This window comes from Escherichia sp. MOD1-EC5495 (assembly GCF_002965965.1).
In the GTDB taxonomy this organism is placed as follows: Bacteria; Pseudomonadota; Gammaproteobacteria; order Enterobacterales; family Enterobacteriaceae; genus Escherichia; species Escherichia ruysiae.
The window spans coordinates 142,623-168,186 of sequence record NZ_PTRI01000009.1 but is presented as its reverse complement, the minus strand read 5'-3'; the positions used below and the strand labels follow the sequence as shown (position 1 = coordinate 168,186).

At 52.3% G+C, this 25,564-nt stretch carries 19 protein-coding genes; 9 read left to right on the top strand and 10 right to left on the bottom strand.

Features of this window, described 5'->3' with window-relative positions; all coding sequences use genetic code 11:
• Window positions 1-58: 58 nt before the first annotated feature.
• Window positions 59-1,609, bottom strand: a complete 1,551-nt coding sequence (gene cueO, locus BEG40_RS09585; protein ID WP_105285306.1) for a multicopper oxidase CueO — start codon at window positions 1,607-1,609, stop codon at window positions 59-61.
• Between the two features lie 164 nt (window positions 1,610-1,773).
• Here cueO and BEG40_RS09580 point away from each other — a divergent pair, with 164 nt between their 5' ends.
• The 3 genes from BEG40_RS09580 to speD all read left to right on the top strand — a co-directional run bounded on the left by BEG40_RS09580 (window position 1,774) and on the right by speD (window position 3,903).
• Window positions 1,774-2,121 carry a YacC family pilotin-like protein gene (locus BEG40_RS09580; RefSeq protein WP_000846617.1) on the top strand — a complete coding sequence of 116 codons (348 nt, stop codon included), beginning with the start codon at window positions 1,774-1,776 and terminating at the stop codon, window positions 2,119-2,121.
• Between the two features lie 105 nt (window positions 2,122-2,226).
• Window positions 2,227-3,093 carry a polyamine aminopropyltransferase gene (gene speE, locus BEG40_RS09575; protein WP_000818482.1) on the top strand — a complete coding sequence of 289 codons (867 nt, stop codon included), beginning with the start codon at window positions 2,227-2,229 and terminating at the stop codon, window positions 3,091-3,093.
• 15 nt (window positions 3,094-3,108) lie between these two features.
• The gene (gene speD / locus BEG40_RS09570; protein ID WP_105285305.1) at window positions 3,109-3,903 is read left to right on the top strand and encodes an adenosylmethionine decarboxylase; all 795 of its coding nucleotides are present in this window, start codon (window positions 3,109-3,111) and stop codon (window positions 3,901-3,903) included.
• Window positions 3,904-3,940: 37 nt separating this feature from the next.
• Here speD and yacL read toward each other — a convergent pair whose 3' ends face one another.
• Window positions 3,941-4,303, bottom strand: coding sequence for a protein YacL (yacL, locus tag BEG40_RS09565; protein WP_021550202.1), 363 nt, complete (start codon window positions 4,301-4,303; stop codon window positions 3,941-3,943).
• Window positions 4,304-4,478: 175 nt separating this feature from the next.
• Entirely contained in the window at window positions 4,479-7,076 is a 2,598-nt protein-coding gene (acnB, locus tag BEG40_RS09560) for a bifunctional aconitate hydratase 2/2-methylisocitrate dehydratase (RefSeq protein ID WP_105285304.1), read from the bottom strand.
• Window positions 7,077-7,430: 354 nt separating this feature from the next.
• Here acnB and BEG40_RS09550 point away from each other — a divergent pair, with 354 nt between their 5' ends.
• Complete coding sequence (locus BEG40_RS09550) at window positions 7,431-9,431, top strand: DUF3300 domain-containing protein (RefSeq protein WP_105285303.1); 2,001 nt, start codon at window positions 7,431-7,433, stop codon at window positions 9,429-9,431.
• A gap of 242 nt (window positions 9,432-9,673) precedes the next feature.
• Here the strand turns inward: BEG40_RS09550 and lpdA are convergent, their stop codons facing one another.
• The 4 genes from lpdA to pdhR form a co-directional block, all read right to left on the bottom strand.
• On the bottom strand, window positions 9,674-11,098 hold the full coding sequence (lpdA, locus tag BEG40_RS09540; RefSeq protein ID WP_000102484.1) for a dihydrolipoyl dehydrogenase: 1,425 nt from the start codon (window positions 11,096-11,098) through the stop codon (window positions 9,674-9,676).
• Between the two features lie 207 nt (window positions 11,099-11,305).
• The gene (gene aceF, locus BEG40_RS09535; RefSeq protein WP_105285301.1) at window positions 11,306-13,204 is read right to left on the bottom strand and encodes a pyruvate dehydrogenase complex dihydrolipoyllysine-residue acetyltransferase; all 1,899 of its coding nucleotides are present in this window, start codon (window positions 13,202-13,204) and stop codon (window positions 11,306-11,308) included.
• Between the two features lie 14 nt (window positions 13,205-13,218).
• On the bottom strand, window positions 13,219-15,882 hold the full coding sequence (gene aceE, locus BEG40_RS09530; protein WP_000003836.1) for a pyruvate dehydrogenase (acetyl-transferring), homodimeric type: 2,664 nt from the start codon (window positions 15,880-15,882) through the stop codon (window positions 13,219-13,221).
• Between the two features lie 160 nt (window positions 15,883-16,042).
• Window positions 16,043-16,807 (bottom strand): pyruvate dehydrogenase complex transcriptional repressor PdhR, encoded by a 765-nt coding sequence (gene pdhR, locus BEG40_RS09520; RefSeq protein ID WP_000331776.1) that lies wholly within the window; start codon window positions 16,805-16,807, stop codon window positions 16,043-16,045.
• A gap of 540 nt (window positions 16,808-17,347) precedes the next feature.
• Here pdhR and aroP point away from each other — a divergent pair.
• Window positions 17,348-18,721, top strand: a complete 1,374-nt coding sequence (gene aroP, locus BEG40_RS09515) for an aromatic amino acid transporter AroP (RefSeq protein ID WP_077630333.1) — start codon at window positions 17,348-17,350, stop codon at window positions 18,719-18,721.
• A 42-nt stretch (window positions 18,722-18,763) separates the two neighbouring features.
• Here the strand turns inward: aroP and ampE are convergent, their stop codons facing one another.
• Together ampE and ampD are read right to left on the bottom strand one after the other, a co-directional pair.
• Window positions 18,764-19,618: a beta-lactamase regulator AmpE gene (gene ampE, locus BEG40_RS09510; RefSeq protein WP_105285300.1), complete on the bottom strand. Its 855-nt coding sequence runs from the start codon at window positions 19,616-19,618 to the stop codon at window positions 18,764-18,766.
• Window positions 19,615-20,166 carry a 1,6-anhydro-N-acetylmuramyl-L-alanine amidase AmpD gene (gene ampD / locus BEG40_RS09505; RefSeq protein WP_000923717.1) on the bottom strand — a complete coding sequence of 184 codons (552 nt, stop codon included), beginning with the start codon at window positions 20,164-20,166 and terminating at the stop codon, window positions 19,615-19,617. The genes ampE and ampD overlap by 4 nt, the downstream gene beginning before the upstream one ends.
• An 87-nt stretch (window positions 20,167-20,253) precedes the next feature.
• Between ampD and nadC the strand changes: the two genes are divergently transcribed.
• The 4 genes from nadC (at window position 20,254) to hofC (ending at window position 24,378) form a co-directional block, all read left to right on the top strand.
• Window positions 20,254-21,147, top strand: coding sequence for a carboxylating nicotinate-nucleotide diphosphorylase (gene nadC / locus BEG40_RS09500; protein WP_021550199.1), 894 nt, complete (start codon window positions 20,254-20,256; stop codon window positions 21,145-21,147).
• A 203-nt stretch (window positions 21,148-21,350) separates the two neighbouring features.
• Window positions 21,351-21,791 (top strand): prepilin peptidase-dependent pilin, encoded by a 441-nt coding sequence (ppdD, locus tag BEG40_RS09490; RefSeq protein WP_000360898.1) that lies wholly within the window; start codon window positions 21,351-21,353, stop codon window positions 21,789-21,791.
• A 9-nt stretch (window positions 21,792-21,800) separates the two neighbouring features.
• The gene (gspE, locus tag BEG40_RS09485; RefSeq protein WP_105285299.1) at window positions 21,801-23,186 is read left to right on the top strand and encodes a type II secretion system protein GspE; all 1,386 of its coding nucleotides are present in this window, start codon (window positions 21,801-21,803) and stop codon (window positions 23,184-23,186) included.
• Window positions 23,176-24,378: a protein transport protein HofC gene (gene hofC, locus BEG40_RS09480; protein ID WP_105285298.1), complete on the top strand. Its 1,203-nt coding sequence runs from the start codon at window positions 23,176-23,178 to the stop codon at window positions 24,376-24,378. Before gspE ends, hofC begins: the two co-directional genes overlap by 11 nt.
• A 34-nt stretch (window positions 24,379-24,412) precedes the next feature.
• Here hofC and guaC read toward each other — a convergent pair whose 3' ends face one another.
• Window positions 24,413-25,456 carry a GMP reductase gene (gene guaC / locus BEG40_RS09475; protein WP_001217338.1) on the bottom strand — a complete coding sequence of 348 codons (1,044 nt, stop codon included), beginning with the start codon at window positions 25,454-25,456 and terminating at the stop codon, window positions 24,413-24,415.
• Between the last annotated feature and the right edge of the window lie 108 nt (window positions 25,457-25,564).

The following is a 25,564-nucleotide window of genomic DNA, read 5'->3' as shown; positions in this document are numbered from 1 at the left end:
CGTTTGTCATCAGTTTAAAGCCCGGAGAGATCCGGGCATCTTCCCGAATACAGTATTTTTACACCGTAAACCCTAACATCATCCCCGTATCTTCATGCTCCAGCAGATGGCAGTGCGCCATATAAGCGTGTTCTTTCGGTGCATCATGATTAAACTTCACCAGCACTTCGCTGACATTACCTTCCACCTTAACGGTATCTTTCCAGCCTGCGCGATGCGTCGCTGGCGGTTTGCCATTTTCTGACAAGATACGGAACTGCGTACCGTGGATATGGAACGGATGCAGCATCATGTCACCCACGCCAGAAATAACCCAACGCTCGTACTGCCCTTTCGCCGCCGCAAACATCGGCTTGTTCATATCGAACGCCTGACCGTTGATTTTATTGGCATGGTGGAAATCGAACTTCCCGCCGTGGTTCATATGATTCATATTGCCGTGCCCCATATGCCCCATCATCTGGCTGTGATCCATCCCGGCCATCGCCTGATCGCCATATTTATCCATTAGCATCTGCATCCCCATCATATCGAGCATCGGATCCATAGAGAGTTGTAGCTTGCGTACCGTTAATCCGTCCAGCGAAGGTAAAGCAGGCAGGCTACTTAACGCCTCAGGTAAGGCACCTGAGGCACTAATAGCAATCGGCTGAATCCGCATTACCGGATGCGGCTTGTCAAACGGCGCAATCGCCATCCCCATCTGGCTGACCGGCAGCGTCACCAGGTCAAACGGTTTGTTGTCGTTAACCTCCACCAGCACTTCAAAACGCTCGCCCATCAGCACCGGCAGCTCGCTCACCTTCACCGGTTCAGGTAGCAGACCACCGTCGCTGGCAATCACATAAAGCGGGCGATTGTCGCTGGTGGCGAAATTGAGCGAGCGGGCATTACAGCCATTGAGCAAACGCAGACGCAGCCAGCCACGCGGAGCAGCATGTTGCGGGTAGATAGCGCCGTTGGTCAGCAGCGTATCGCCAAACCAGCCCACGGCGGCGGTCATCACATCTAGTTGATAATCAATCTGTCCGTCGGCGTTAAATTTTTTATCCTGAACAATCACCGGGACATCATCGATACCCCACTGTTTCGGCAGCATTAATTTCAGGATCTCGTCATCTTCAATCACCACCAGCCCAGCCAGCCCCATCGCCACCTGACGCCCGGTTTTGCCGTGTTGATGCGGATGGAACCAGCAGGTAGCGGCAGGTTGATCAACGTTCAGCGTCACCGTGCGTTTACCACCAGGCTGAATAATCCCCTGCGGGCCGCCGTCCACTTCCCCCGGCACTTCCAGCCCGTGCCAGTGCAACGTCGTCTCTTCCGCCAGTTGGTTATAGATATCAACCGTTACCGCTTTGCCGCGCTGTAATTTCACCGCTGGCCCCAGCAGATTGCCGTTGTAACCCCAGGTAGTTGCGGTTTTCCCGCCAAAAGTGGACTGGCCTGCGCCAATAGTTAACTGAATACGATTACGGGCATCGGTCGTGAGCAAATCAGGGATCGGTAACGTTGGACGATCCGCCGCAAAAACTGCGCGGCTCCACAGCGGCAAGGCCGAAGCCACGCCCAGCGCGACGGAATATTTTAAGAAATCACGACGTTGCATAGTTATTTCCTTATTCTTAAGCAGGCGAAACAAAATCAAACGTTGAGCATAGTCCTTCCCCTTACAGGAAGGTCAAGCCACAGACACAATTTAATCCACAATAATGGTCGTCGCCTCGCTCGCAGTGTGCTAACGTTTATCATCTTTAAGTCCTGGTAGAAGCAATGAAGACGTTTTTCAGAACAGTATTATTCGGCAGCCTGATGGCTGTATGCGCAAACAGTTACGCGCTCAGCGAGTCTGAAGCCGAAGATATGGCCGATTTAACGGCTGTTTTTGTTTTTCTGAAGAACGATTGCGGTTACCAGAACTTACCTAACGGGCAAATTCGTCGCGCACTGGTCTTTTTCGCCCAGCAAAACCAGTGGGATCTCAGCAATTACGACACCTTCGACATGAAATCCCTCGGTGAAGACAGCTACCGCGATCTCAGCGGTATTGGTATTCCCGTCGCTAAAAAGTGCAAAGCCCTGGCTCGCGATTCCTTAAGCCTGCTTGCCTACGTCAAATAATCCCTGATACCTTTTTGTAGAAATATTGACCGTGCATCTGCGGTCAATGTTAGCTATTATGTTGCGCCCTTTTTTTACGGGTGTTAACAAAGGAGGTATCAACCCATGGCCGAAAAAAAACGGTGGCATGAAACGCTACACGACCAGTTTGGGCAGTACTTTGCTGTAGATAACGTTCTGTATCATGAAAAGACCGATCACCAGGATCTGATCATTTTTGAGAACGCCGCATTTGGTCGCGTGATGGCGCTGGATGGCGTAGTACAAACCACCGAGCGCGACGAGTTTATCTATCATGAGATGATGACCCATGTTCCGCTACTGGCTCACGGTCACGCGAAACATGTGCTGATCATCGGCGGCGGTGACGGTGCCATGCTGCGAGAAGTGACCCGGCATAAAAACGTTGAGTCAATCACGATGGTGGAAATCGATGCGGGTGTCGTGTCGTTCTGCCGTCAGTATCTGCCAAACCATAACGCCGGTAGCTACGACGATCCGCGCTTTAAACTGGTGATCGACGATGGCGTCAATTTCGTTAATCAAACCAGCCAGACCTTCGACGTGATCATCTCCGACTGTACCGATCCCATCGGTCCCGGCGAAAGCCTGTTCACCTCAGCATTTTATGAAGGTTGCAAACGCTGCCTGAATCCTGGCGGTATCTTCGTCGCACAAAACGGCGTCTGCTTTTTACAGCAGGAAGAGGCTATCGACAGTCATCGCAAACTCAGCCATTACTTCAGCGACGTTGGCTTTTATCAGGCGGCGATCCCGACCTATTACGGCGGCATCATGACCTTTGCATGGGCGACAGATAACGACGCCTTACGCCATCTCTCTACCGAAATTATTCAGGCGCGTTTTCTCGCTTCTGGCCTGAAATGCCGTTATTACAACCCGGCAGTCCATACGGCAGCTTTTGCCTTACCTCAGTATCTGCAAGACGCACTGGCTTCACAGCCGTCCTAAGGAGAAGATAAGAAATTGAAAAAACTGAAACTGCATGGCTTTAATAATCTGACCAAAAGTCTGAGTTTTTGTATTTACGATATCTGCTACGCCAAAACCGCCGAAGAGCGCGACGGTTATATTGCTTATATCGATGAACTCTATAATGCCAACCGTCTGACCGAAATCCTGTCAGAAACCTGTTCCATTATCGGGGCCAATATTCTTAACATCGCCCGCCAGGATTACGAACCACAGGGTGCCAGCGTCACTATTCTGGTGAGTGAAGAACCGGTTGACCCGAAACTCATCGACAAAACAGAACACCCCGGCCCACTGCCAGAAACGGTCGTTGCCCATCTCGATAAAAGTCATATTTGCGTACATACCTACCCGGAAAGCCATCCCGAAGGCGGTTTATGTACCTTCCGCGCCGACATAGAAGTTTCCACCTGCGGCGTGATTTCTCCGCTGAAGGCGCTGAATTACCTGATCCATCAGCTTGAGTCCGATATCGTAACCATTGATTATCGCGTGCGCGGCTTTACGCGTGACATCAACGGTATGAAGCACTTTATCGACCATGAGATTAATTCGATTCAGAACTTTATGTCCGAGGATATGAAGGCGCTGTATGACATGGTGGATGTAAATGTCTATCAGGAAAATATCTTCCATACCAAGATGTTGCTTAAAGAGTTCGACCTTAAGCACTACATGTTCCACACCAAACCGGAAGATTTGACCGACAGCGAGCGCAAAGAAATTACCGCTGCGCTGTGGAAAGAAATGCGCGAGATTTATTACGGGCGCAATATGCCAGCTATTTAACGGCTCAGGCGGAGCACCGAGGCTCCGCCTGATTTAGTTACTTCTGTTGCACGAAATTGCGGTAAGCCGCCACCACCTGAAGAAAATCCTCAACGCCGCATAGCGACAGGCTTTCTTCGTCGTAGTAGTTCATCCCCTCTTCCATTTCATCGCCAGCGAATTCCAGTTGATTGGCGCGAACCATCACTTCTTCGCCGTCCATCCATAGCGTGTACTCATGCCCTGCCCGCTGCCAGGAACGTTCGCTACCTTTGAGCGTGCGCGCGGCGTCTTCCACTTCATCAAGCAAGGCCAGGTTTTCTCTCACCTCTTCATTAAACCAGTGCCCGACCACTTCATGCCCCATGGACATACGCACCTTTACCACTCCGGTAATATCGCGCAGAAATTCGTAATCCATAGTGTGTTCCTCTGCTCCCGGCAATGCGCCGAAATCGCATTGCGCCATTGATGTAATTATCGCAGCCTTACCGGAGAAAAACAGCGGAACGGCGATGGTTTAGAAATAAAAAAATGCCCGGGAATCACATTCTCCGGGCATTGTCTCGTTTATGCGCAGCACGTGCGCTGACTTTTTAAACCGCAGTCTGGAAAATCACCCCATCCGCTTTTTCGGTGTACTGAGAAAGCTGGTTGAAGTTCAGATAACGGTAAGTATCAACGGCAGTTTTATCTACCTGCGCAACGTAGGTCTGGTACTCCTCCGGCGTTGGCAGTTTGCCAAGAAGTGCCGCGACAGCGGCCAGCTCCGCAGAAGCCAGGAAGACGTTCGCGCCAGTACCCAGACGGTTCGGGAAGTTACGGGTAGAGGTGGAAACCACCGTCGCACCGTCCGCCACACGCGCCTGGTTACCCATACACAGGGAACAGCCAGGGATCTCAATACGCGCGCCGCTCTTACCGAAGACGCTGTAGTAGCCTTCTTCTGTCAGCTGCGCGGCGTCCATACGGGTTGGCGGTGCCACCCACAGGCGAGTCGGCAACTGTCCTTTATGCGCATCCAGCAGTTTACCGGCGGCACGGAAGTGACCGATGTTGGTCATGCAGGAACCGATAAACACTTCGTCGATCTTCTCACCCTGTACCGCAGACAGCGGACGTGCGTCGTCTGGATCGTTCGGTGCACAGAGGATTGGCTCTTTAATATCAGCCAGATCGATGTCGATCACTGCCGCGTATTCCGCATCCGCATCGGCTTCCAGCAGCTCAGGATTCGCCAGCCATTTTTCCATGCCCTGAATACGACGTTCGAGGGTACGACGATCGCCGTAACCTTCTGCGATCATCCACTTCAGCAGGACAATGTTAGAGTTCAGATACTCGATGATCGGCTCTTTATTCATCTTGATGGTACAACCAGCAGCGGAACGCTCAGCGGACGCATCGGTCAGCTCAAAGGCCTGCTCAACTTTCAGATCCGGCAGACCTTCAATTTCCAGGATGCGACCAGAGAAGATGTTTTTCTTGCCTTTCTTCTCAACGGTCAGCAGACCTTGTTTGATCGCATACAGCGGGATTGCGTGTACCAGATCGCGCAGGGTAATGCCCGGCTGCATCTTGCCTTTGAAGCGCACCAGAACAGATTCCGGCATGTCCAGCGGCATGACGCCAGTCGCGGCAGCAAATGCCACCAGACCAGAACCCGCCGGGAAGGAGATACCAATCGGGAAACGAGTATGAGAGTCACCGCCAGTACCCACGGTATCCGGCAGCAGCATACGGTTCAGCCAGGAGTGGATTACGCCATCACCCGGACGCAGCGACACACCGCCACGGTTCATAATGAAGTCCGGCAGCGTGTGGTGTGTGTTAACGTCAACCGGCTTCGGATAAGCCGCTGTGTGACAGAAAGACTGCATCACCAGGTCAGCCGAGAAGCCCAGGCACGCCAGGTCTTTCAGTTCATCACGGGTCATTGGGCCGGTGGTGTCCTGAGAACCGACCGAAGTCATTTTCGGCTCACAGTAAGCGCCCGGACGAATGCCTTTCACGCCACAGGCACGACCCACCATTTTCTGCGCCAGCGAGAAGCCGCGATCGCTTTCAGCGACATCTTTCGCCTGACGGAAGACATCGCTGTGCGGCAGACCAAGTGCTTCACGCGCTTTGGTGGTCAGGCCACGACCGATAATCAGCGGAATACGACCACCCGCACGTACTTCATCAATCAGCACGTCGGTTTTCAGTTCGAAGGTTGCCAGCAGTTCGTTGGTTTCGTGGTTACGCACTTCACCTTTGTACGGGTAAACGTCAATTACGTCGCCCATATTCAGGTTGGAAACGTCCACTTCAATTGGCAGTGCGCCGGCATCTTCCATCGTGTTAAAGAAGATTGGCGCAATTTTGCCGCCGAGGCACAGACCGCCACCGCGTTTGTTTGGCACATGCGGAATATCATCGCCCATAAACCACAGTACGGAGTTAGTGGCGGATTTACGCGAAGAACCCGTGCCCACAACGTCACCGACGTACGCCAGCGGGAAACCTTTCTGTTGCAGGGCTTCAATCTGTTTGATCGGCCCAACAACGCCTGGCTGGTCTGGCTCAATACCTTCACGGGCATTTTTCAGCATCGCCAGCGCGTGCAGTGGGATATCCGGACGCGACCATGCATCCGGTGCCGGAGAGAGGTCATCGGTGTTGGTTTCGCCGGTAACTTTGAAAACGGTAACGGTCAGTTTTTCAGCCAGCGCCGGGCGATTCAGGAACCATTCGGCATCCGCCCAGGACTGCATAACCTGCTTCGCGTATTTGTTGCCTGCTTTGGCTTTTTCTTCTACATCATAGAAGTTATCGAACATCAGCAGCGTATGAGACAGTGCTTTGGCGGCAATTGGCGCCAGTTTGGCATCGTCCAGCGCATCGATCAGCGGATGAATGTTGTAACCACCCTGCATGGTGCCCAGCAGTTCAATGGCTTTTTCTGGAGTCAACAGTGGGGATTTGGCTTCGCCTTTCGCGACAGCAGCAAGGAAACCAGCTTTTACATAGGCGGCTTCATCGACGCCAGGGGGAACTCGGTTGGTTAACAGATCTAACAGGAATTCTTCTTCGCCCGCAGGCGGGTTTTTCAGCAGCTCTACAAGCGCGGCCATTTGGTTTGCATCCAGGGGCTTGGGCGCAATCCCCTCAGCGGCACGCTCAGCTACGTGCTTACGGTATTCTTCTAGCACGACGGTTCTCCTCGCTCTCATTGTCATAGTGCGGCAGGCGATTCTCTTCACGCTCCTGTGAGACAGCAGTTTGTAGGGTAAATGCCCAGTACCGCAACGGGCAGAATAGCAGGATTTTGACGATGTGTTAATCTGTTTACAAAAAAGCAACATAAAAAAGTGGCTGAATCGTTAAGGATGGTCTAGAGATTGTTTCTCTCCGTAAAAACCTCGTTAATTCGCATGGTGATAATCACCTTTCTCAATGAATCCCAAGATTAGTCAAAATTTAAACTACCGCCTCTTTATACTCGGATTCACAGCACCTGCGGGTGGCAGTTCGCCGACCATTGCGATTTCCTTGAGATCCGAATTATGAAAATGACTTTGCCGTTTAAACCCCATGTGCTGGCGCTAATTTGCAGTGCCGGGCTTTGTGCCACTTCCGGTGCTTTGTATGTAAAAAACCGCACTGTGGAAACGCCTGTAGAAGCGCAAACTGTGCCTGTTGTCACTACAGCTACGCTTCCTGCAACGGTTTCCGCGCCGCCAGTAACGCCCGCCGTCGTCAAATCTACCTTCAGTACTGCACAAATTGATCAATGGGTCGCGCCTGTCGCGCTGTACCCCGATTCTCTGCTTTCACAAGTGTTAATGGCATCAACCTATCCGGCAAACGTTGCGCAAGCAGTGCAATGGTCGCACGATAATCCACTTAAACAAGGTGACGCTGCTATTCAGGCAGTAGCTGACCAGCCGTGGGATGCCAGCGTCAAATCACTGGTGGCGTTTCCACAGCTGATGGCATTGATGGGCGAAAACCCGCAGTGGGTACAAAACCTCGGCGATGCGTTTCTGGCGCAGCCGCAGGATGTAATGGACTCGGTACAGCGTTTGCGTCAACTGGCGCAACAAACCGGATCGCTGAAGTCATCAACCGAACAGAAAGTCATTACGACAACGAAGAAAGCTGTACCGGTAAAACAGGCTGTCACGGCTCCCGTCATACAATCCAATACCGTTTCAACAGCCAGCCCCGTCATTGCAGAGCCTGCACCAACCGTAATAACTATCGAACCAACCAATCCGGATATGGTTTATATTCCCAACTATAACCCGACCGTGGTTTACGGGAACTGGGCCAATTCCGCGTATCCGCCGGTTTATCTGCCGCCGCCAGCCGGAGAACCGTTTGTTGACAGCTTTGTGCGCGGTTTCGGCTACAGCATGGGCGTCGCCACTACATACGCGTTATTCAGCAGCATCGACTGGGATGACGACGATCATGACCATCATCATCATGACGATGATGATTATCATCACGATGGCGGTCATCGTGACGGCAACGGCTGGCAACACAACGGTGACAACATCAATATCGACGTCAACAATTTCAACCGCATCACCGGTGAGCATCTTACTGATAAGAATATGGCATGGCGGCACAACCCAAACTATCGAGATGGTGTGCCTTATCATGACAGGGATATGGCAAAGCGGTTTCATCAAACCGATGTCAGTGGCGGCATGAGCGCCACGTCGCTTCCTGCACCATCGCGCGACAGTCAGCGTCAGGCTGCGGCAAGCCAGTTTCGGCAACGAACACACTCCACACCTGAGACTACACGCGATACCCAGCGTCAGGCTGCGGCACAGCGGTTTAATGAAGCGGAACACTATGGCAATTATGAAGATTTTCGCGAGTTCAGCCGTCGCCAACCACTGACCCAGCAGCAAAAGGATGCCGCTCGTCAGCGTTATCAGTCCGCTTCACCTGAGCAGCGCCAGGCGGTACGCGAGAAAATGCAGACTAACCCGCAGAACCAGCAGCGAAGAGAGGCGGCGCGTCAGCGTATTCAGTCCGCGTCACCCGAACAGCGCCAGGCGGTACGCGAGAAAATGCGAACTAACCCGCAGAACCAGCAGCGAAGAGAGGTGGCGCGTCAGCGTATTCAGTCCGCGTCACCCGAACAGCGCCAGGCGGTACGCGAGAAAATGCGAACTAACCCGCAGAACCAGCAGCGAAGAGAGGTGGCGCGTCAGCGTATTCAGTCCGCGTCACCCGAACAGCGCCAGGCGGTACGCGAGAAAATGCAGACTAACCCGCAGAACCAGCAGCAAAGAGAGGCAGCGCATGAGCGTATTCAGTCTGCATCACCTGAGCAACGCCCACTGAACCAACAACAGCGTGATAACGCCCGCCAGCGTATTCAATCGGCATCTCCTGAACAACGTCAGGTTTTTCGGGAGAAAGTTCAGGAGAACCGCCCGCAACGTCTAAACGACAGTAACCATACTGCCAGGCTGAATAACGAACAACGGTCAGCGGTACGTGAACGGTTGTCTGAGCGTGGAGCAAGAAGACAGGAAAGGTAAATTGCAGGCGTAAAAAAAGCGGCGTTGTTAGCCGCTTAAGACTGATGACAAACATCGAATCGCCCGATGCGCAAGTTTATCGGGCCTACACGGCACCTGCAATGCATTGAATTTGCATGATTTTGTAGGCCGGATAAGGCGTTTACGCCGCATCCGGCATCAACAACGAGCACTTTGTCAACAATCTGAAGCGGCCAGAATAGCCGCTTCTTAATTTGCCGGATGTTCCGGCACACGAAGAATTACTTCTTCTTCGCTTTCGGGTTCGGCAGGTCGGTGATGCTACCTTCGAATATTTCTGCCGCCAGACCCACAGACTCGTGCAGAGTCGGGTGCGCGTGGATGGTCAGCGCGATGTCTTCCGCGTCACAACCCATTTCGATTGCCAGACCGATTTCACCCAGCAGCTCGCCGCCGTTAGTACCGACAATTGCACCACCGATCACACGGTGAGATTCTTTGTCGAAAATCAGTTTGGTCATACCGTCTGCGCAGTCGGAAGCGATAGCACGACCAGAAGCAGCCCACGGGAAGGTGGCGGTTTCGTAGCTGATGCCTTTCTCTTTCGCTTCTTTCTCGGTCAGCCCCACCCATGCAACTTCTGGTTCGGTATAAGCGATAGACGGGATAACTTTCGGATCGAAGTAGTGTTTCTTACCTGCGATAACTTCAGCAGCAACGTGACCTTCGTGAACACCTTTGTGTGCCAGCATCGGCTGACCGACGATATCGCCGATAGCAAAGATGTGCGGTACGTTGGTACGCAGTTGTTTATCAACGCGGATGAAGCCACGGTCGTCAACTTCCACGCCAGCTTTGCCTGCGTCGAGGTTTTTACCGTTCGGCACACGACCAATCGCTACCAGCACGGCGTCGTAACGCTGCGGTTCAGCGGGTGCTTTTTTGCCTTCCATCGTCACATAAATGCCGTCTTCTTTCGCTTCAACGGCGGTAACTTTGGTTTCCAGCATCAGGTTGAATTTCTTGCTGATACGCTTAGTGAAGACTTTAACGATGTCTTTGTCAGCTGCCGGGATAACCTGGTCGAACATTTCAACCACGTCAATCTGTGAACCCAGCGCGTGGTAAACGGTGCCCATTTCCAGACCGATGATACCGCCACCCATTACCAGCAGGCGTTCTGGTACTTCTTTCAGTTCCAGCGCGTCAGTGGAGTCCCAGATACGCGGATCTTCATGCGGAATAAACGGCAGTTGGATCGGGCGAGAACCCGCTGCGATGATCGCGTTGTCGAAGTTGATCACGGTTTTACCGTTCTCACCTTCAACTTCCAGGGTGTTTGCCCCGGTGAATTTACCCAGACCGTTGACCACTTTTACTTTGCGGCCTTTCGCCATACCAGCCAGACCACCGGTCAGCTGATTGATCACTTTCTCTTTCCAGGTACGAATCTTGTCGATATCAGTTTTCGGTTCACCGAAGACGATACCGTGTTCAGCCAGAGCTTTGGCTTCTTCGATAACTTTCGCTACGTGCAGCAGTGCTTTAGAAGGGATACAGCCGACGTTCAGGCAAACACCGCCGAGGGTGTTGTAGCGTTCTACGATTACGGTTTCCAGACCTAAATCAGCGCAACGGAAGGCAGCAGAGTAACCTGCGGGGCCTGCCCCAAGTACCACGACCTGAGTTTTGATTTCAGTACTCATCATGACCTCTATATATTTATCTCCGGCGGGTCTGACGTTTTTTTTATGACGCCCATTATCCACCGGGTCGTTCTATCCGTCGGTATTTTACAAAATTGTTAACAATTTTTAAACAACAAACGGCAACCGATTTGTCTATTCGCTAATAATCTCAATACATTCATGAGATTACCAGAAAAAAGCCGGCCGTTGGGCCGGCTCTTTTATTTACATCACCAGACGGCGAATATCAGACAGCGTGTTGTTAATGATGGTAATGAAACGGGCACCATCAGCACCGTCGATCACGCGGTGGTCGAAGGAGAGAGAAATCGGCAGCATCAGACGCGGCACGAACTCTTTACCATTCCACACCGGCTCCATCGCGGACTTGGAAACGCCGAGGATAGCCACTTCCGGTGCGTTCACAATCGGCGCGAAGTGGGTAGTACCCAGGCCACCGATGCTGGAGATGGTAAAGCAACCGCCCTGCATTTCGCCCGCAGTCAGCTTACCGTCACGCGCTTTCTTGGAAATGGTCATCAGCTCGCGAGACAGCTCGATGATGCCTTTCTTGTTGACGTCTTTGAATACCGGAACAACCAGACCGTTCGGGGTATCCACCGCCACACCGATGTTGATGTATTTCTTCAGGGTCAGACGCTGACCGTCTTCCGACAGAGAACTGTTGAAGCGAGGCATCTGCTCAAGTGCCGCAGCAACGGCTTTCATGATGAAGACAACCGGGGTGATCTTCACATCCAGCTTACGTTTCGCTGCTTCTTCGTTCTGCTGTTTACGGAACGCTTCCAGCTCGGTGATATCGGTTTTGTCGAAGTGAGTAACATGCGGGATCATCACCCAGTTACGGCTCAGGTTCGCGCCAGAGATTTTCTGGATACGGCCCAGTTCCACTTCTTCGATTTCACCAAACTTGCTGAAGTCCACCTTCGGCCACGGCAACATACCTGGGATACCGCCGCCAATCGCCGCCGGAGCCGCTTCTGCACGTTTGATAGCTTCTTTCACGTAAGCCTGAACGTCTTCGCGCAGGATACGACCTTTACGGCCTGTGCCCTTCACTTTCGCCAGGTTAACGCCAAACTCGCGTGCCAGACGACGGATCAGCGGAGTCGCGTGAACGTAAGCATCGTTTTCAGCAAATTCAGATTTGCCTTCGGCTTTCGCAGCCGGTGCTGCTGCCGGAGCTTCAGCTTTTGCTGCCGGAGCCGGCGCTGCCGCTTCCTGTTTCGCCGGAGCCGCCGCAGGCGCTGCGCCTTCAACTTCGAAGATCATAATCAGCGAGCCAGTTTTCACTTTATCGCCAACGTTGACTTTCAGTTCCTTCACAACACCTGCAAACGGAGCCGGAACTTCCATAGAGGCTTTGTCGCCTTCTACGGTGATCAGTGACTGTTCAGCGGCAACTTTGTCGCCCACTTTCACCATCACTTCGGTCACTTCAACTTCGTCACCGCCGATATCCGGAACGTTAACTTCTTTCACGCCAGCCGCTGGCGCTGGTGCTGCTGCAGGAGCTGCTTCCTGTTTAGCCGCCGGAGCCGGAGCTGCCGCACCTGCTTCACCCGCAACTTCGAAGATCATGATCAGCGAGCCGGTGGACACTTTGTCGCCAACATTCACTTTGATCTCTTTCACGGTGCCCGCAAACGGCGCCGGAACTTCCATAGAAGCCTTGTCGCCTTCTACGGTGATCAGCGACTGTTCAGCTTCAACTTTATCGCCCACTTTCACCAGGATTTCGGTCACTTCGACTTCGTCGCTGCCGATATCCGGAACGTTAACGTCTTTTGCCGCCGCTGCCGCTGGTGCTGCTGCCGGAGCTGCTTCTTTCTTCTCTTCTGCCTGAGCAGGTGCAGCGTCAGCTGCACCGTCGGCGGAATCGAAAATCATAATAAGTGCACCGGTCTGGGTTTTATCGCCAACAGAGACTTTGATCTCTTTAACAATACCTGCCTGCGGAGACGGAACTTCCATAGAGGCTTTGTCGCCTTCTACGGTGATCAGCGACTGTTCGGCTTCAACTTTGTCGCCCACTTTGACCAGGATCTCGGTGATTTCAACTTCATCAGCCCCGATGTCCGGTACTTTGATTTCGATAGCCATTATTCTTTTACCTCTTACGCCAGACGCGGGTTAACTTTTTCTGCATCGATGTTGAATTTGGCGATTGCGTCAGCAACCACTTTCTTATCGATTTCGCCACGTTTAGCCAGTTCGCCCAGCGCCGCAACCACTACATAGGAAGCATCAACTTCGAAGTGGTGACGCAGGTTCTCACGGCTGTCGGAACGACCGAAGCCATCAGTACCCAGTACGCGGTAGTCGTCAGCCGGTACGTAAGTACGGACCTGCTCAGCGAACAGTTTCATATAGTCGGTAGATGCCACTGCCGGTGCGTCGTTCATCACCTGAGCGATGTACGGAACGCGCGGAGTTTCCAGCGGGTGCAGCATGTTCCAGCGTTCACAATCCTGACCATCACGCGCCAGTTCGGTGAAGGAGGTCACGCTATATACGTCAGAACCTACGCCGTAATCTTTCGCCAGGATCTGTGCTGCTTCACGGACGTGACGTAGAATAGAACCGGAACCCAGCAGCTGAACTTTACCTTTGCTACCTTCAATGGTTTCGAGTTTGTAGATACCTTTACGGATACCTTCCTCAGCACCTTCCGGCATTGCCGGCATGTGGTAGTTTTCGTTCAGCGTAGTGATGTAGTAGTAAACGTTCTCTTGTTTTTCACCGTACATACGCTCCAGACCGTCATGCATGATGACAGCAACTTCGTAAGCGTAAGCCGGGTCGTAAGAGATACAGTTCGGGATAGTCAGCGACTGAATGTGGCTGTGACCATCTTCGTGCTGCAGACCTTCGCCGTTCAGGGTGGTACGACCGGAAGTACCGCCGATCAGGAAGCCACGCGCTTGCTGGTCGCCAGCTGCCCAGCACAGATCGCCGATACGCTGGAAGCCGAACATCGAGTAATAGATGTAGAACGGAATCATCGGCAGGTTGTTGGTGCTGTAAGAGGTCGCCGCTGCCAGCCAGGAACAACCTGCGCCCAGCTCGTTGATCCCTTCCTGCAGAATCTGACCTTTCTCGTCTTCTTTATAGTAAGCAACCTGCTCGCGGTCCTGCGGGGTGTACTGCTGACCGTTCGGGCTGTAAATACCAATCTGACGGAACAGACCTTCCATACCGAAAGTACGCGCTTCGTCGGCGATGATCGGCACCAGACGATCTTTGATCGACTTGTTCTTCAGCATCACGTTCAGGGCACGAACGAAAGCGATAGTGGTAGAGATCTCTTTGCTCTGCTCTTCCAGCAGCGCGCCGAAGTCTTGCAGGCTCGGCAGCTCCAGCTTCTCGGTGAAGTTCGGCTGGCGGCTTGGCAGATAACCGTGCAGTTTCTGACGCTGAGCGTGCAGATAGGTATGCTCTTCAGAACCTTCCGGGAAGGTGATGTACGGCAGTTTTTCGATATCTGCATCAGACACCGGCACATTGAAACGGTCGCGGATGTGACGCACGCCGTCCATGTTCATTTTCTTAACCTGGTGCGCGATGTTTTTACCTTCAGCCGCGTCGCCCATGCCGTAACCTTTAATGGTATGAGCAAGGATTACCGTCGCTTTGCCTTTAGTTTCCTGCGCTTTCTTGAATGCAGCGTAGATTTTCTTCGGATCGTGACCACCACGGTTCAGTGCCCAGATCTGCTCGTCAGTCCAGTCTGCAACCAGTGCTGCAGTTTCAGGATATTTACCGAAGAAGTGTTCACGAACGTACGCACCATCTTTCGATTTGAAGGTCTGGTAGTCGCCGTCAACGGTTTCGTTCATCAGTTGGATCAGTTTACCGCTGGTATCTTTACGCAGCAGTTCATCCCAACGGCTACCCCACATCACTTTGATCACGTTCCAGCCAGCACCTTCGAAGATGCCTTCCAGTTCGTTGATGATCTTGCCGTTACCGGTGACCGGGCCGTCAAGACGCTGCAGGTTACAGTTGATAACGAAGACCAGGTTATCCAGTTTTTCACGGGTAGCGATGGTGATCGCACCTTTGGATTCCGGTTCGTCCATTTCACCGTCGCCGAGGAACGCGTAAACGGTCTGTTTAGAGGTATCTTTCAGGCCACGGTGTTCCAGATATTTCAGGAATTTAGCCTGGTAAATAGCACCAATCGGTCCCAGACCCATAGATACGGTCGGGAACTGCCAGAATTCCGGCATCAGTTTCGGGTGCGGATAGGAAGAGAGGCCATTGCCGTGAACTTCCTGACGGAAGTTATCGAGCTGCTCCTGAGTCAGACGACCTTCCAGGAAAGCACGAGCGTAAACGCCCGGAGAGATGTGACCCTGGAAGTAAACCAGGTCGCCGCCATCCTGCTCGTTGCGTGCACGGAAGAAGTGGTTAAAGCACACATCATAAATGGTTGCGGAAGACTGGAAGGATGCCATGTGGCCGCCCAGTTCCAGATCTTTTTTGGATGCACGCAGAACCGTCATGATGGCGTTCCAGCGGATAGCTGAACGAATACGGCGTTCCAGTTCCAGATTACCCGGATACTCCGGTTGTTCTTCAACGGGGATGGTGTTGATGTAGTTGCTGACGCCGGTGCCTGCGGCTACGTTGACTCCGCCTTTGCGGGCTTCAGCAAGCAGTTGGTCGATCAGATACTGAGCACGCTCAACACCTTCTTCACGGATGACCGATTCGATCGCCTGGAGCCAGTCGCGAGTTTCGATCGGATCCACGTCATTTGGGAAACGTTCTGACATGGGTTATTCCTTATCTATCTAATAACGTTGAGTTTTCTGGAACCTGTCCCATTGAACTCTCGCCGGAAAGCTCAATAAGACAGGTTCTACGTTTAGTTGCCGCGCTTTTATATGCGCTTGATTTACAACATCTTCTGGCTAATTTTCACCAGAAAAATCACTAATTCTTTCGTTGCTCCAGACGGCGCAGAGAACGCTCACGGCGACTCTCTTCACGGCTTCTGTCGAGCAAAATTTCTTCGATAAAGGCCAGATGGCGATGTGATGCTTCGCGCGCTTCTTCCGGCTTACCGGCCATAATCGCTTCGAATATGCGGGTGCGGTGACTACTCACCAGCGGCAGCATCTCGCGACGCGAATAGAGCAATTCGAAGTTCTGACGGACATTCTGAGCCAACATCGGCTCCATACACCTTAGCAGATGAAGCAAAACCACATTGTGGGCCGCTTCGGTGACGGCAATCTGATACTGGAGTACGGCGTTTGATTCCGCGTCCAGATCGCCAGACTGCTGCGCCAGCTCTATGGCGTGATGGAGTTCACGGATGCGTTCCTTGTCTTCATCGGTACTACGCAGCGCGGCGTAATAAGCGGCGATACCTTCCAGGGCGTGTCGTGTTTCGAGCAAGTCATACTGTGATTCAGGATGGTCGGAGAGCAGCTCCACCAGCGGATCGCTGAAACTTTGCCAGAGGCTGCTCTGGACAAAAGTGCCGCCACCCTGGCGACGAAGCAACAAGCCCTTCGCTTCGAGACGTTGAATCGCCTCACGCAAGGAGGGACGGGAGACGTCGAACTGTTTCGCCAGTTCGCGTTCCGGTGGGAGTTTTTCGCCCGGACGAAGTGTGCCTTCGAGGATCAAAAACTCCAGTTGCTGCTCAATCACATCGGAGAGTTTTGGTTGGCGGATTTTGCTGTAGGCCATGAGTTCCTGTCTTAAGCCACTTGCCGAAGTCAATTGGTCTTACCAATTTCATGTCTGTGACGCTAAAGTAACAAAGTATTCACCTTATGTCCATACAGGTTTTGATTGAAATCATGAAACTGTGCACATTTTAACAACTTGACACATATGACGTTTCAAAGTTGTAACTATGCACAAATGTAGACTTTACGTGAGCAATGGTTTTTTTAACGTTTATTAAACTATAAAAATCCAAATTGAACCGATTCACTTACCAATTTTTCGATTTTTAATGCCATTAAAATGAATTTATATTCATTTATTGCGATGGGGTGTTTCGGGGCTTTCCTTTACAAACGATTTCTTTTTAGGCAACTCATCTTCAACCTGGCATAAAGCGAGTGCATTCACTGGCGCATACCATTATTCTTGATCTGACGGAAGTCCCTTTGTAACAATTCAAACGTTTTTGATGTAAACAAATTAATACAACAAACGGAATTGCAAACTTACACACGCATCACTGCGTAGATCAAAAAAACAATCACCGCACGAGGTTTCATGATGGAAGGTCAACAGCACGGCGAGCAGCTAAAGCGCGGCCTTAAAAACCGCCATATCCAGCTTATCGCGCTGGGTGGCGCGATAGGGACAGGACTATTCCTGGGAAGCGCCTCCGTAATACAGTCCGCAGGGCCAGGGATTATCCTGGGTTACGCTATTGCCGGTTTTATCGCCTTTCTGATCATGCGTCAGTTAGGTGAAATGGTGGTCGAAGAACCGGTAGCAGGCTCCTTCAGCCACTTTGCTTATAAATACTGGGGCAGTTTTGCTGGTTTCGCCTCTGGCTGGAACTACTGGGTACTGTACGTTTTAGTTGCCATGGCAGAGCTTACTGCCGTCGGCAAATACATTCAGTTCTGGTATCCGGAAATCCCCACCTGGGCTTCGGCCGCCGTATTCTTTGTGGTGATCAATGCCATCAACCTGACCAACGTTAAAGTGTTTGGCGAGATGGAGTTCTGGTTTGCCATTATCAAAGTTATCGCGGTGGTGGCGATGATCATCTTCGGTGGCTGGCTGCTGTTCAGCGGCAACGGTGGCCCGCAGGCGAGCGTTAGCAACCTCTGGGATCAAGGTGGCTTCCTGCCGCACGGCTTCACCGGGCTGGTAATGATGATGGCGATTATCATGTTCTCGTTCGGTGGTCTGGAACTGGTAGGCATCACCGCAGCAGAAGCAGATAACCCGGAGCAAAGTATTCCCAAAGCGACTAACCAGGTTATCTACCGCATCCTGATTTTCTACATTGGTTCCTTAGCCGTTCTGCTCTCCCTGATGCCGTGGACGCGCGTTACCGCCGATACCAGTCCGTTTGTGCTGATCTTCCACGAGTTGGGCGATACTTTTGTCGCTAACGCCCTGAATATCGTGGTGTTGACGGCGGCGCTTTCGGTTTACAACAGTTGCGTCTACTGCAACAGCCGTATGTTGTTCGGTCTGGCACAACAGGGGAACGCACCGAAAATGCTCGCTTCCGTCGATAAACGCGGCGTACCGGTAAACACCATTCTGGTCTCTGCGTTGGTTACGGCATTGTGCGTACTGATTAACTACCTTGCCCCAGAGTCCGCATTCGGACTGTTAATGGCGCTGGTGGTATCTGCACTAGTGATCAACTGGGCGATGATTAGCCTTGCGCATATGAAATTCCGTCGCGCCAAACAAGCACAAGGTGTGGCTACCCGTTTCCCTGCTCTGCTCTATCCGCTGGGTAACTGGATCTGCCTGCTGTTTATGGCGGCGGTACTGGTAATTATGCTGATGACGCCGGGAATGGCGATTTCGGTTTACCTGATCCCGGTATGGCTGCTCGTGTTAGGCATCGGCTATCTGTTTAAAGAGAAAACCGCAAAAGCCGTAAAAGCGCATTAATTTCTCTACGCCCTCACCCGCGCTGGGTGAGGGCTACAATTTTTACACTAACGCTCCGTAAATCGTCAGTAGCGCAATCACCACCACAACCACGAACGAAGTTTTCTTCGCCATTGAAACCGCTGCTTTCGGCGTCTCCACCTTATCAACATGCGGTTCACGCGCCAGAGAGAACTGCGCCAGACGCGTTAACACCTGATATTGCGAAGTATGGAAATCACCCAGCGAAGCAAACCAGGCTGGTAATGCTTTCTCTCCGTGACCGATCAAGGCATATACCACGCCCGCAAGGCGAACCGGCACCCAATCCAGTACATGAAGCACGGCATCAATACCGGACTGTAAACGATGATGCGGCGTCTGGTAACGCGCCAGCCAGTATTGCCATGCACGCAAAAACGCATAACCCATCAGCGTAACTGGCCCCCAGGTTCCCCCTACAATCAACCAGAACAGCGGCGCCAGGTAAAAACGGAAATTGATCCACAGCAGTGCATTTTGCAGCTCGCGCAAGAACTCACGTTCATCACAACCTGCAGGAACACCATGAATCATGGTTAATTCGCCAGCCATTGTGGAACGGGCATGGCTATCGTTACGTGAAGCGGCTGTCAGATATGCATGATAATGGAGACGCACTTTACCCGCGCCAATACACAGTAAACCAAGCAACAGCCATACCAGCAGCGTCGGGACGTTGAACAATAACCCATGCAACGCGCGCAACAGCAAAAAAGTCACCCCCATCGCAATAATGGTCATACCTAACGTGCGCCCCAGCGAAAAATGTTTCACCCGCCGAAAGAACGCTTCAAGACGGTGATCAAGCTGCCAGTGCTCGCCCAACTTAAACAGGCGCTCAAAAATTAACACCAGTAAGGTTGTGAATAGCGTCATGTTGTCTCCTTGCTGACCAGCGCACGAAACCGTGCCCAATCAAATGCAGGACCAGGATCGGTTTTACGATCCGGCGCAATATCGCAATGCCCCGTCATATTATTAGCGATATCTGGATAGCGATGAATCAGCGCCCGCGTAACCGCCGCCAGTTGCTGATACTGCGCATCGGTATAAGCCAGCGTGTCGGTGCCTTCCAGCTCAATCCCAATAGAAAAATCATTACAGCGTTCGCGACCTTGATACTGAGATATCCCCGCGTGCCAGGCGCGTTTATCGAAAGGAACATACTGGACAATTTCACCATCACGGCGAATCAAACAGTGGGCGGAAACGCGCAAATGGGCGATCTCAGCAAAGAAGGGATGTGCCTGCGGATCAATAGTTCCGGTGAATAATGCATCAATCCACGGACCGCCAAACTCACCTGGAGGCAGGCTAATATTGTGCACCACCAGCAGGGTGGGTGTTTCGTCATCCGGGCGGCAATCGTAATGTGGTGAGGGAACGCGGCGCGCGCCGACCAGCCACCCCTGTTCTAACAACATGCAGGATCTCCTTATATGTGGTGCTAATACCCGGTTCAGAGTAGCATGTTTCTACCTTATGATTCGTTAGCTATCTGGAGTTTTAACATGCCGCCTCGCCGCTATAACCCTGACACCCGACGTGACGAGCTGCTGGAACGCATTAATCTCGATATCCCCGGCGCGGTGGCTCAGGCGCTGCGAGAAGATTTAGGCGGAACAGTCGATGCCAACAACGACATTACGGCAAAACTTTTACCGGAAAATTCTCGCTCTCATGCCACGGTGATCACCCGCGAAAATGGCGTATTTTGCGGCAAACGCTGGGTTGAAGAGGTGTTTATTCAACTGGCAGGCGACGATGTCACCATTATTTGGCATGTGGATGACGGCGAACTCATCCACGCCAATCAACCCTTGTTCGAACTTGAAGGCCCATCCCGCGTGCTGTTAACGGGCGAACGCACGGCGCTCAATTTTGTGCAAACTCTTTCCGGGGTTGCCAGTAAGGTTCGCCACTATGTCGAATTACTGGAAGGCACCAACACGCAGTTGTTGGATACGCGCAAAACCTTGCCTGGTCTGCGTTCGGCTCTGAAATACGCGGTACTTTGCGGCGGCGGAGCGAATCACCGTCTGGGGCTTTCTGACGCCTTCCTGATCAAAGAAAACCATATTATTGCCTCCGGCTCAGTGCGTCAGGCGGTCGAAAAAGCGTCCTGGCTGCACCCTGATGCGCCAGTAGAAGTCGAAGTAGAAAATCTGGAAGAACTTGATGAAGCCCTGAAAGCAGGTGCCGATATCATCATGCTGGATAACTTCGAAACAGAACAGATGCGCGAAGCCGTCAAACGCACCAACGGCAAGGCGCTACTGGAAGTGTCTGGCAACGTCACCGACAAAACTCTGCGCGAATTTGCCGAAACGGGCGTGGACTTTATCTCCGTCGGCGCGCTAACTAAACACGTACAGGCACTCGACCTTTCAATGCGTTTTCGCTAATTGCTGACAGATTTATCCGCTCCGTAGCGGGCGGATAATCCTCCCTTCCCCCATCTTTCTTCGTAACGCCTCGCAAATTTCTTGTCTTTCGCTGCAACGTAATAAAAAACCCCGGAAGCCGCCTTCCCGTTTCGTTTTTTTCCCCTCGCCTGTACCGATGGCGTTTGCCAAAGTAGCGCCAACGAAATCAAGGAGCGAAACAGATGGACAAGCAACGCGGTTTTACACTTATCGAACTGATGGTGGTTATTGGCATTATTGCCATTTTAAGCGCCATCGGCATTCCCGCTTATCAGAACTACCTGCGCAAAGCAGCACTCACCGACATGCTACAAACCTTTGTGCCTTACCGTACTGCCGTAGAATTGTGCGCGCTGGAACATGGTGGATTAGACACCTGTGACGGCGGTAGCAATGGTATCCCCTCGCCCACCACCACTCGCTATGTCTCTGCCATGAGCGTGGCGAAGGGCGTGGTGTCGCTGACCGGGCAAGAAAGTCTTAATGGTTTAAACGTCATCATGACACCGGGTTGGGATAACGCAAACGGCGTCACCGGCTGGACGCGCAACTGCAATATTCAAAGTGACAGCGCATTGCAGCAAGCCTGCGAAGATGTCTTCCGCTTTGATGACGCCAACTAAGGAGCGGCAATGAATATTTCACAGCTCACCGCCCTGTGTCTGCGTTATCAGGGAGTCTTGCTGGATGCCAGCGAAGAGGTGGTTCATGTTGCGGTAGTCGATGCGCCTTCGCATGAATTCCTCGATGCCTTACATTTTGCCACCACTAAACGCATTGAGATCACCTGCTGGACGCGCCAGCAAATGGAAGGCCATGCCAGCCGCTCACAACAAACGTTGCCCGTAACCGTTCAGGAGAAACATCAGCTCAAGGCAGAGTTGCTGACCCAAACGTTACAATCTGCGCTGGAACAACGCGCGTCTGATATTCATATCGAACCAGCGAACAGCGCCTACCGTATCCGCTTGCGTATCGACGGCGTGCTGCATCCTTTACCAGATGTTCCACGGGATGCCGGAGCCGCATTAACCGCCAGATTAAAAGTGCTGGGAAGCCTGGATATTGCGGAACATCGCCTGCCGCAGGACGGGCAATTCACTGTCGAACTGGCAGGGAACGCCGTCTCATTTCGTATTGCAACCTTGCCATGTCGGGGCGGTGAAAAGGTGGTATTACGGTTGTTACAGCAGGTAAACCAGGCGCTGGATGTCAACACGCTGGGAATGCAGCCGTTACAACTGGCGGACTTTGCTCATGCCCTACAGCAACCACAAGGACTGGTGCTGGTAACTGGGCCAACCGGAAGCGGAAAAACCGTCACGCTTTATAGCGCCCTGCAAACGCTGAATACCGCTGATATTAATATTTGTAGCGTCGAAGATCCGGTTGAGATCCCCATCACCGGGCTAAACCAGACGCAAATCCATCCACGTGCCGGTCTTACCTTTCAGGGCGTTTTGCGCGCGTTATTACGCCAGGATCCCGATGTCATCATGATCGGAGAGATCCGCGATGGCGAAACGGCAGAAATCGCCATTAAAGCCGCGCAAACGGGTCATCTGGTATTGTCCACGCTACACACTAATTCCACCTGCGAAACGCTGGTGCGTTTACAGCAAATGGGCGTTGCTCGCTGGATGCTTTCATCGGCGCTCACGCTGGTGATAGCCCAGCGGCTGGTACGCAAACTTTGCCCGCATTGTCGCCTGCAGCAAGGGAAACCCATCCATATTCCCGACAATGTATGGACATCGCCGCTGCCCCGCTGGCAAGCACCCGGTTGTAGACACTGCTACCACGGTTTTTATGGTCGCACGGCCTTGTTTGAAGTTCTGCCTATAACACCGGTCATACGTCAGATTATTTCCGCTAATACCGACGTTGAATCGCTGGAAACGCACGCCCGACAGGCGGGAATGCGCACGCTTTTTGAAAACGGCTGCCTGGCCGTGGAGCAAGGCTTAACCACCTTTGAAGAGTTAATCCGCGTATTGGGGATGCCGCATGGCGAGTAAGCAACTCTGGCGCTGGCATGGCATAACCGGCGACGGCAATATGCAAGATGGGATGCTATGGGCAGAAAGCCGTACTTTGTTGATTTTTGCGCTACAGCAACAGACGGTTACCCCACTGCGTCTGAAGCGAATCGCCATCAATTCTGCACAGTGGCGAGGAGATAAAAGCGCGGAAGTCATTCATCAACTGGCGACGCTACTCAAAGCCGGCTTAACCCTTTCTGAAGGGCTGGCGCTGCTGGCGGAACAGCATCCCTGTAAGCAATGGCAAGTATTGCTGCAATCGCTGGCGCACGATCTCGAACAGGGCGTTGCCTTTTCCAATGCCTTATTACCCTGGTCAGAGGTTTTCCCACCGCTCTATCAGGCGATGATCCGCACGGGTGAACTGACCGGTAAGCTGGATGAATGCTGCTTTGAACTGGCGCGCCAGCAAAAAGCCCAACGTCAGTTGACCGACAAAGTGAAATCAGCGTTGCGTTATCCCATCATCATTTTAGCGATGGCAATCATGGTGGTTATGGCAATGCTGCATTTTGTTCTGCCGGAGTTTGCCGCTATCTATAAGACCTTTAATACCCCACTACCGGCGCTAACGCAGGGGATCATGACGCTGGCAGACTTTAGTAGTGAATGGGGCTGGTTGCTGGTGTTGTTCGGCTTTCTGCTGGCGATAGCCAATAAGTTGCTGATGCGCCGTCCGACCTGGCTTATCGTGCGACAGAAATTGCTGTTACGCATCCCAATTATGGGTTCCCTGATGCGGGGACAAAAACTCACGCAGATTTTTACGATTCTGGCGCTGACACAAAGTGCAGGAATTACTTTTTTACAAGGGGTTGAGAGCGTCAGAGAAACAATGCGCTGCCCGTACTGGGCGCAACTTCTGACACAAATCCAGCACGATATCAGTAACGGTCAGCCCATCTGGCTGGCGCTAAAAAATGCCGGTGAGTTTAGCCCACTCTGTTTGCAATTAGTGAGAACAGGAGAGGCATCCGGCTCGCTGGATCTCATGCTGGAGAATCTCGCTCACCATCATCGGGATAACACGCTGGCGCTGGCAGATAATCTTGCAGCCTTACTGGAACCGGCGTTGCTGGTCATTACAGGAGGAATTATCGGTACGCTAGTGGTGGCAATGTACCTGCCAATTTTCCATTTAGGCGATGCGATGAGTGGGATGGGATAACGCTGGCGTGGTGATCCACGCCAGCGTTGGGAGATTACAGGTTATTGAAGATACGGTTTTCTTGTTCCTGCACACGGATAAACGTGGTGCGCTTGGTCAGCTCTTTCAGGCGTGAAGCCCCAACGTATGTACAAGCTGAACGCAGACCGCCTAAAATATCACGCGCGGTATTTTCAACCGGACCACGCAGCGGCAGCTTAACGGTTTTACCTTCTGCAGCGCGATATTCCGCAACGCCGCCAACGTGGCGTTTCATCGCAGACTCGGAGCTCATGCCGTAGAACAGCATAAATTTCTCGCCGTTCTCTTCTACAATGCGACCACCACTCTCTTCGTGGCCTGCCAGCATACCGCCGAGCATCACGAAATCAGCACCGCCGCCAAAGGCTTTCGCGACATCGCCCGGTGTGGTGCAGCCACCATCGCTGACGATCATCCCGCCCAGACCGTGCGCAGCATCGGCACATTCGATTACCGCAGAAAGTTGCGGATAACCGACGCCTGTTTTGACGCGAGTTGTACAGACAGAACCTGGGCCAATACCAACTTTAACGATATCGGCACCGGAGAGGATAAGCTCCTCACACATTTCACCAGTCACTACGTTGCCAGCACAAATGGTTTTGGTCGGCCACGCTTCACGCGCTTTCGCAACGAACTGCACGAAGTGTTCGGAATAACCATTCGCCACGTCAATACAAACGAAGTTTAATGCCGGGTTCAGGTCGAGAATTTGTTTGGTTTTTTCGAAATCCGCATCAGACGTGCCGGTAGAAACCATCACATGTTTCAGCACATCAGCGGAAGAATTGTTGATAAACGCTTGCCACTCTTCGACAGAATAGTGTTTATGCACAGCGGTAAGAATATCAAAAGAAGCCAGCGCAGAGGCCATGGAAAAAGTGCCTACGGTGTCCATATTCGCGGCGATAATCGGCACGCCGGACCAGCTCTGACCTGAATGTTTGAAGGTGAATTGACGCTCCAGTTCAACATCGGAACGACTTTTAAGAGTAGAACGTTTAGGACGGATGAGGACGTCTTTAAAACCTAACTTCAGATCTTCTTCAATACGCATGTGCGGATTCCTGGGGTTAATGGCTATAAGGATAAGAGCGCAACTCCAGTGACGCTATCATACGCACTAATCGATGTGGCGCAAGACTGCGAAATTGTCTTTTTTTAC

What these genes read in the sequence shown, in the direction of transcription:
- cueO (WP_105285306.1), bottom strand. Translation starts at nt 1,609, where the DNA reads ATGCAACGTCGTGATTTCTTAAAATATTCCGTCGCGCTGGGCGTGGCT.
- BEG40_RS09580 (WP_000846617.1), top strand. Translation starts at nt 1,774, where the DNA reads ATGAAGACGTTTTTCAGAACAGTATTATTCGGCAGCCTGATGGCTGTA.
- speE (WP_000818482.1), top strand. Translation starts at nt 2,227, where the DNA reads ATGGCCGAAAAAAAACGGTGGCATGAAACGCTACACGACCAGTTTGGG.
- yacL (WP_021550202.1), bottom strand. Translation starts at nt 4,303, where the DNA reads ATGGATTACGAATTTCTGCGCGATATTACCGGAGTGGTAAAGGTGCGT.
- BEG40_RS09550 (WP_105285303.1), top strand. Translation starts at nt 7,431, where the DNA reads ATGAAAATGACTTTGCCGTTTAAACCCCATGTGCTGGCGCTAATTTGC.
- lpdA (WP_000102484.1), bottom strand. Translation starts at nt 11,098, where the DNA reads ATGAGTACTGAAATCAAAACTCAGGTCGTGGTACTTGGGGCAGGCCCC.
- aceF (WP_105285301.1), bottom strand. Translation starts at nt 13,204, where the DNA reads ATGGCTATCGAAATCAAAGTACCGGACATCGGGGCTGATGAAGTTGAA.
- aceE (WP_000003836.1), bottom strand. Translation starts at nt 15,882, where the DNA reads ATGTCAGAACGTTTCCCAAATGACGTGGATCCGATCGAAACTCGCGAC.
- pdhR (WP_000331776.1), bottom strand. Translation starts at nt 16,807, where the DNA reads ATGGCCTACAGCAAAATCCGCCAACCAAAACTCTCCGATGTGATTGAG.
- aroP (WP_077630333.1), top strand. Translation starts at nt 17,348, where the DNA reads ATGATGGAAGGTCAACAGCACGGCGAGCAGCTAAAGCGCGGCCTTAAA.
- ampE (WP_105285300.1), bottom strand. Translation starts at nt 19,618, where the DNA reads ATGACGCTATTCACAACCTTACTGGTGTTAATTTTTGAGCGCCTGTTT.
- ampD (WP_000923717.1), bottom strand. Translation starts at nt 20,166, where the DNA reads ATGTTGTTAGAACAGGGGTGGCTGGTCGGCGCGCGCCGCGTTCCCTCA.
- nadC (WP_021550199.1), top strand. Translation starts at nt 20,254, where the DNA reads ATGCCGCCTCGCCGCTATAACCCTGACACCCGACGTGACGAGCTGCTG.
- ppdD (WP_000360898.1), top strand. Translation starts at nt 21,351, where the DNA reads ATGGACAAGCAACGCGGTTTTACACTTATCGAACTGATGGTGGTTATT.
- gspE (WP_105285299.1), top strand. Translation starts at nt 21,801, where the DNA reads ATGAATATTTCACAGCTCACCGCCCTGTGTCTGCGTTATCAGGGAGTC.
- hofC (WP_105285298.1), top strand. Translation starts at nt 23,176, where the DNA reads ATGGCGAGTAAGCAACTCTGGCGCTGGCATGGCATAACCGGCGACGGC.
- guaC (WP_001217338.1), bottom strand. Translation starts at nt 25,456, where the DNA reads ATGCGTATTGAAGAAGATCTGAAGTTAGGTTTTAAAGACGTCCTCATC.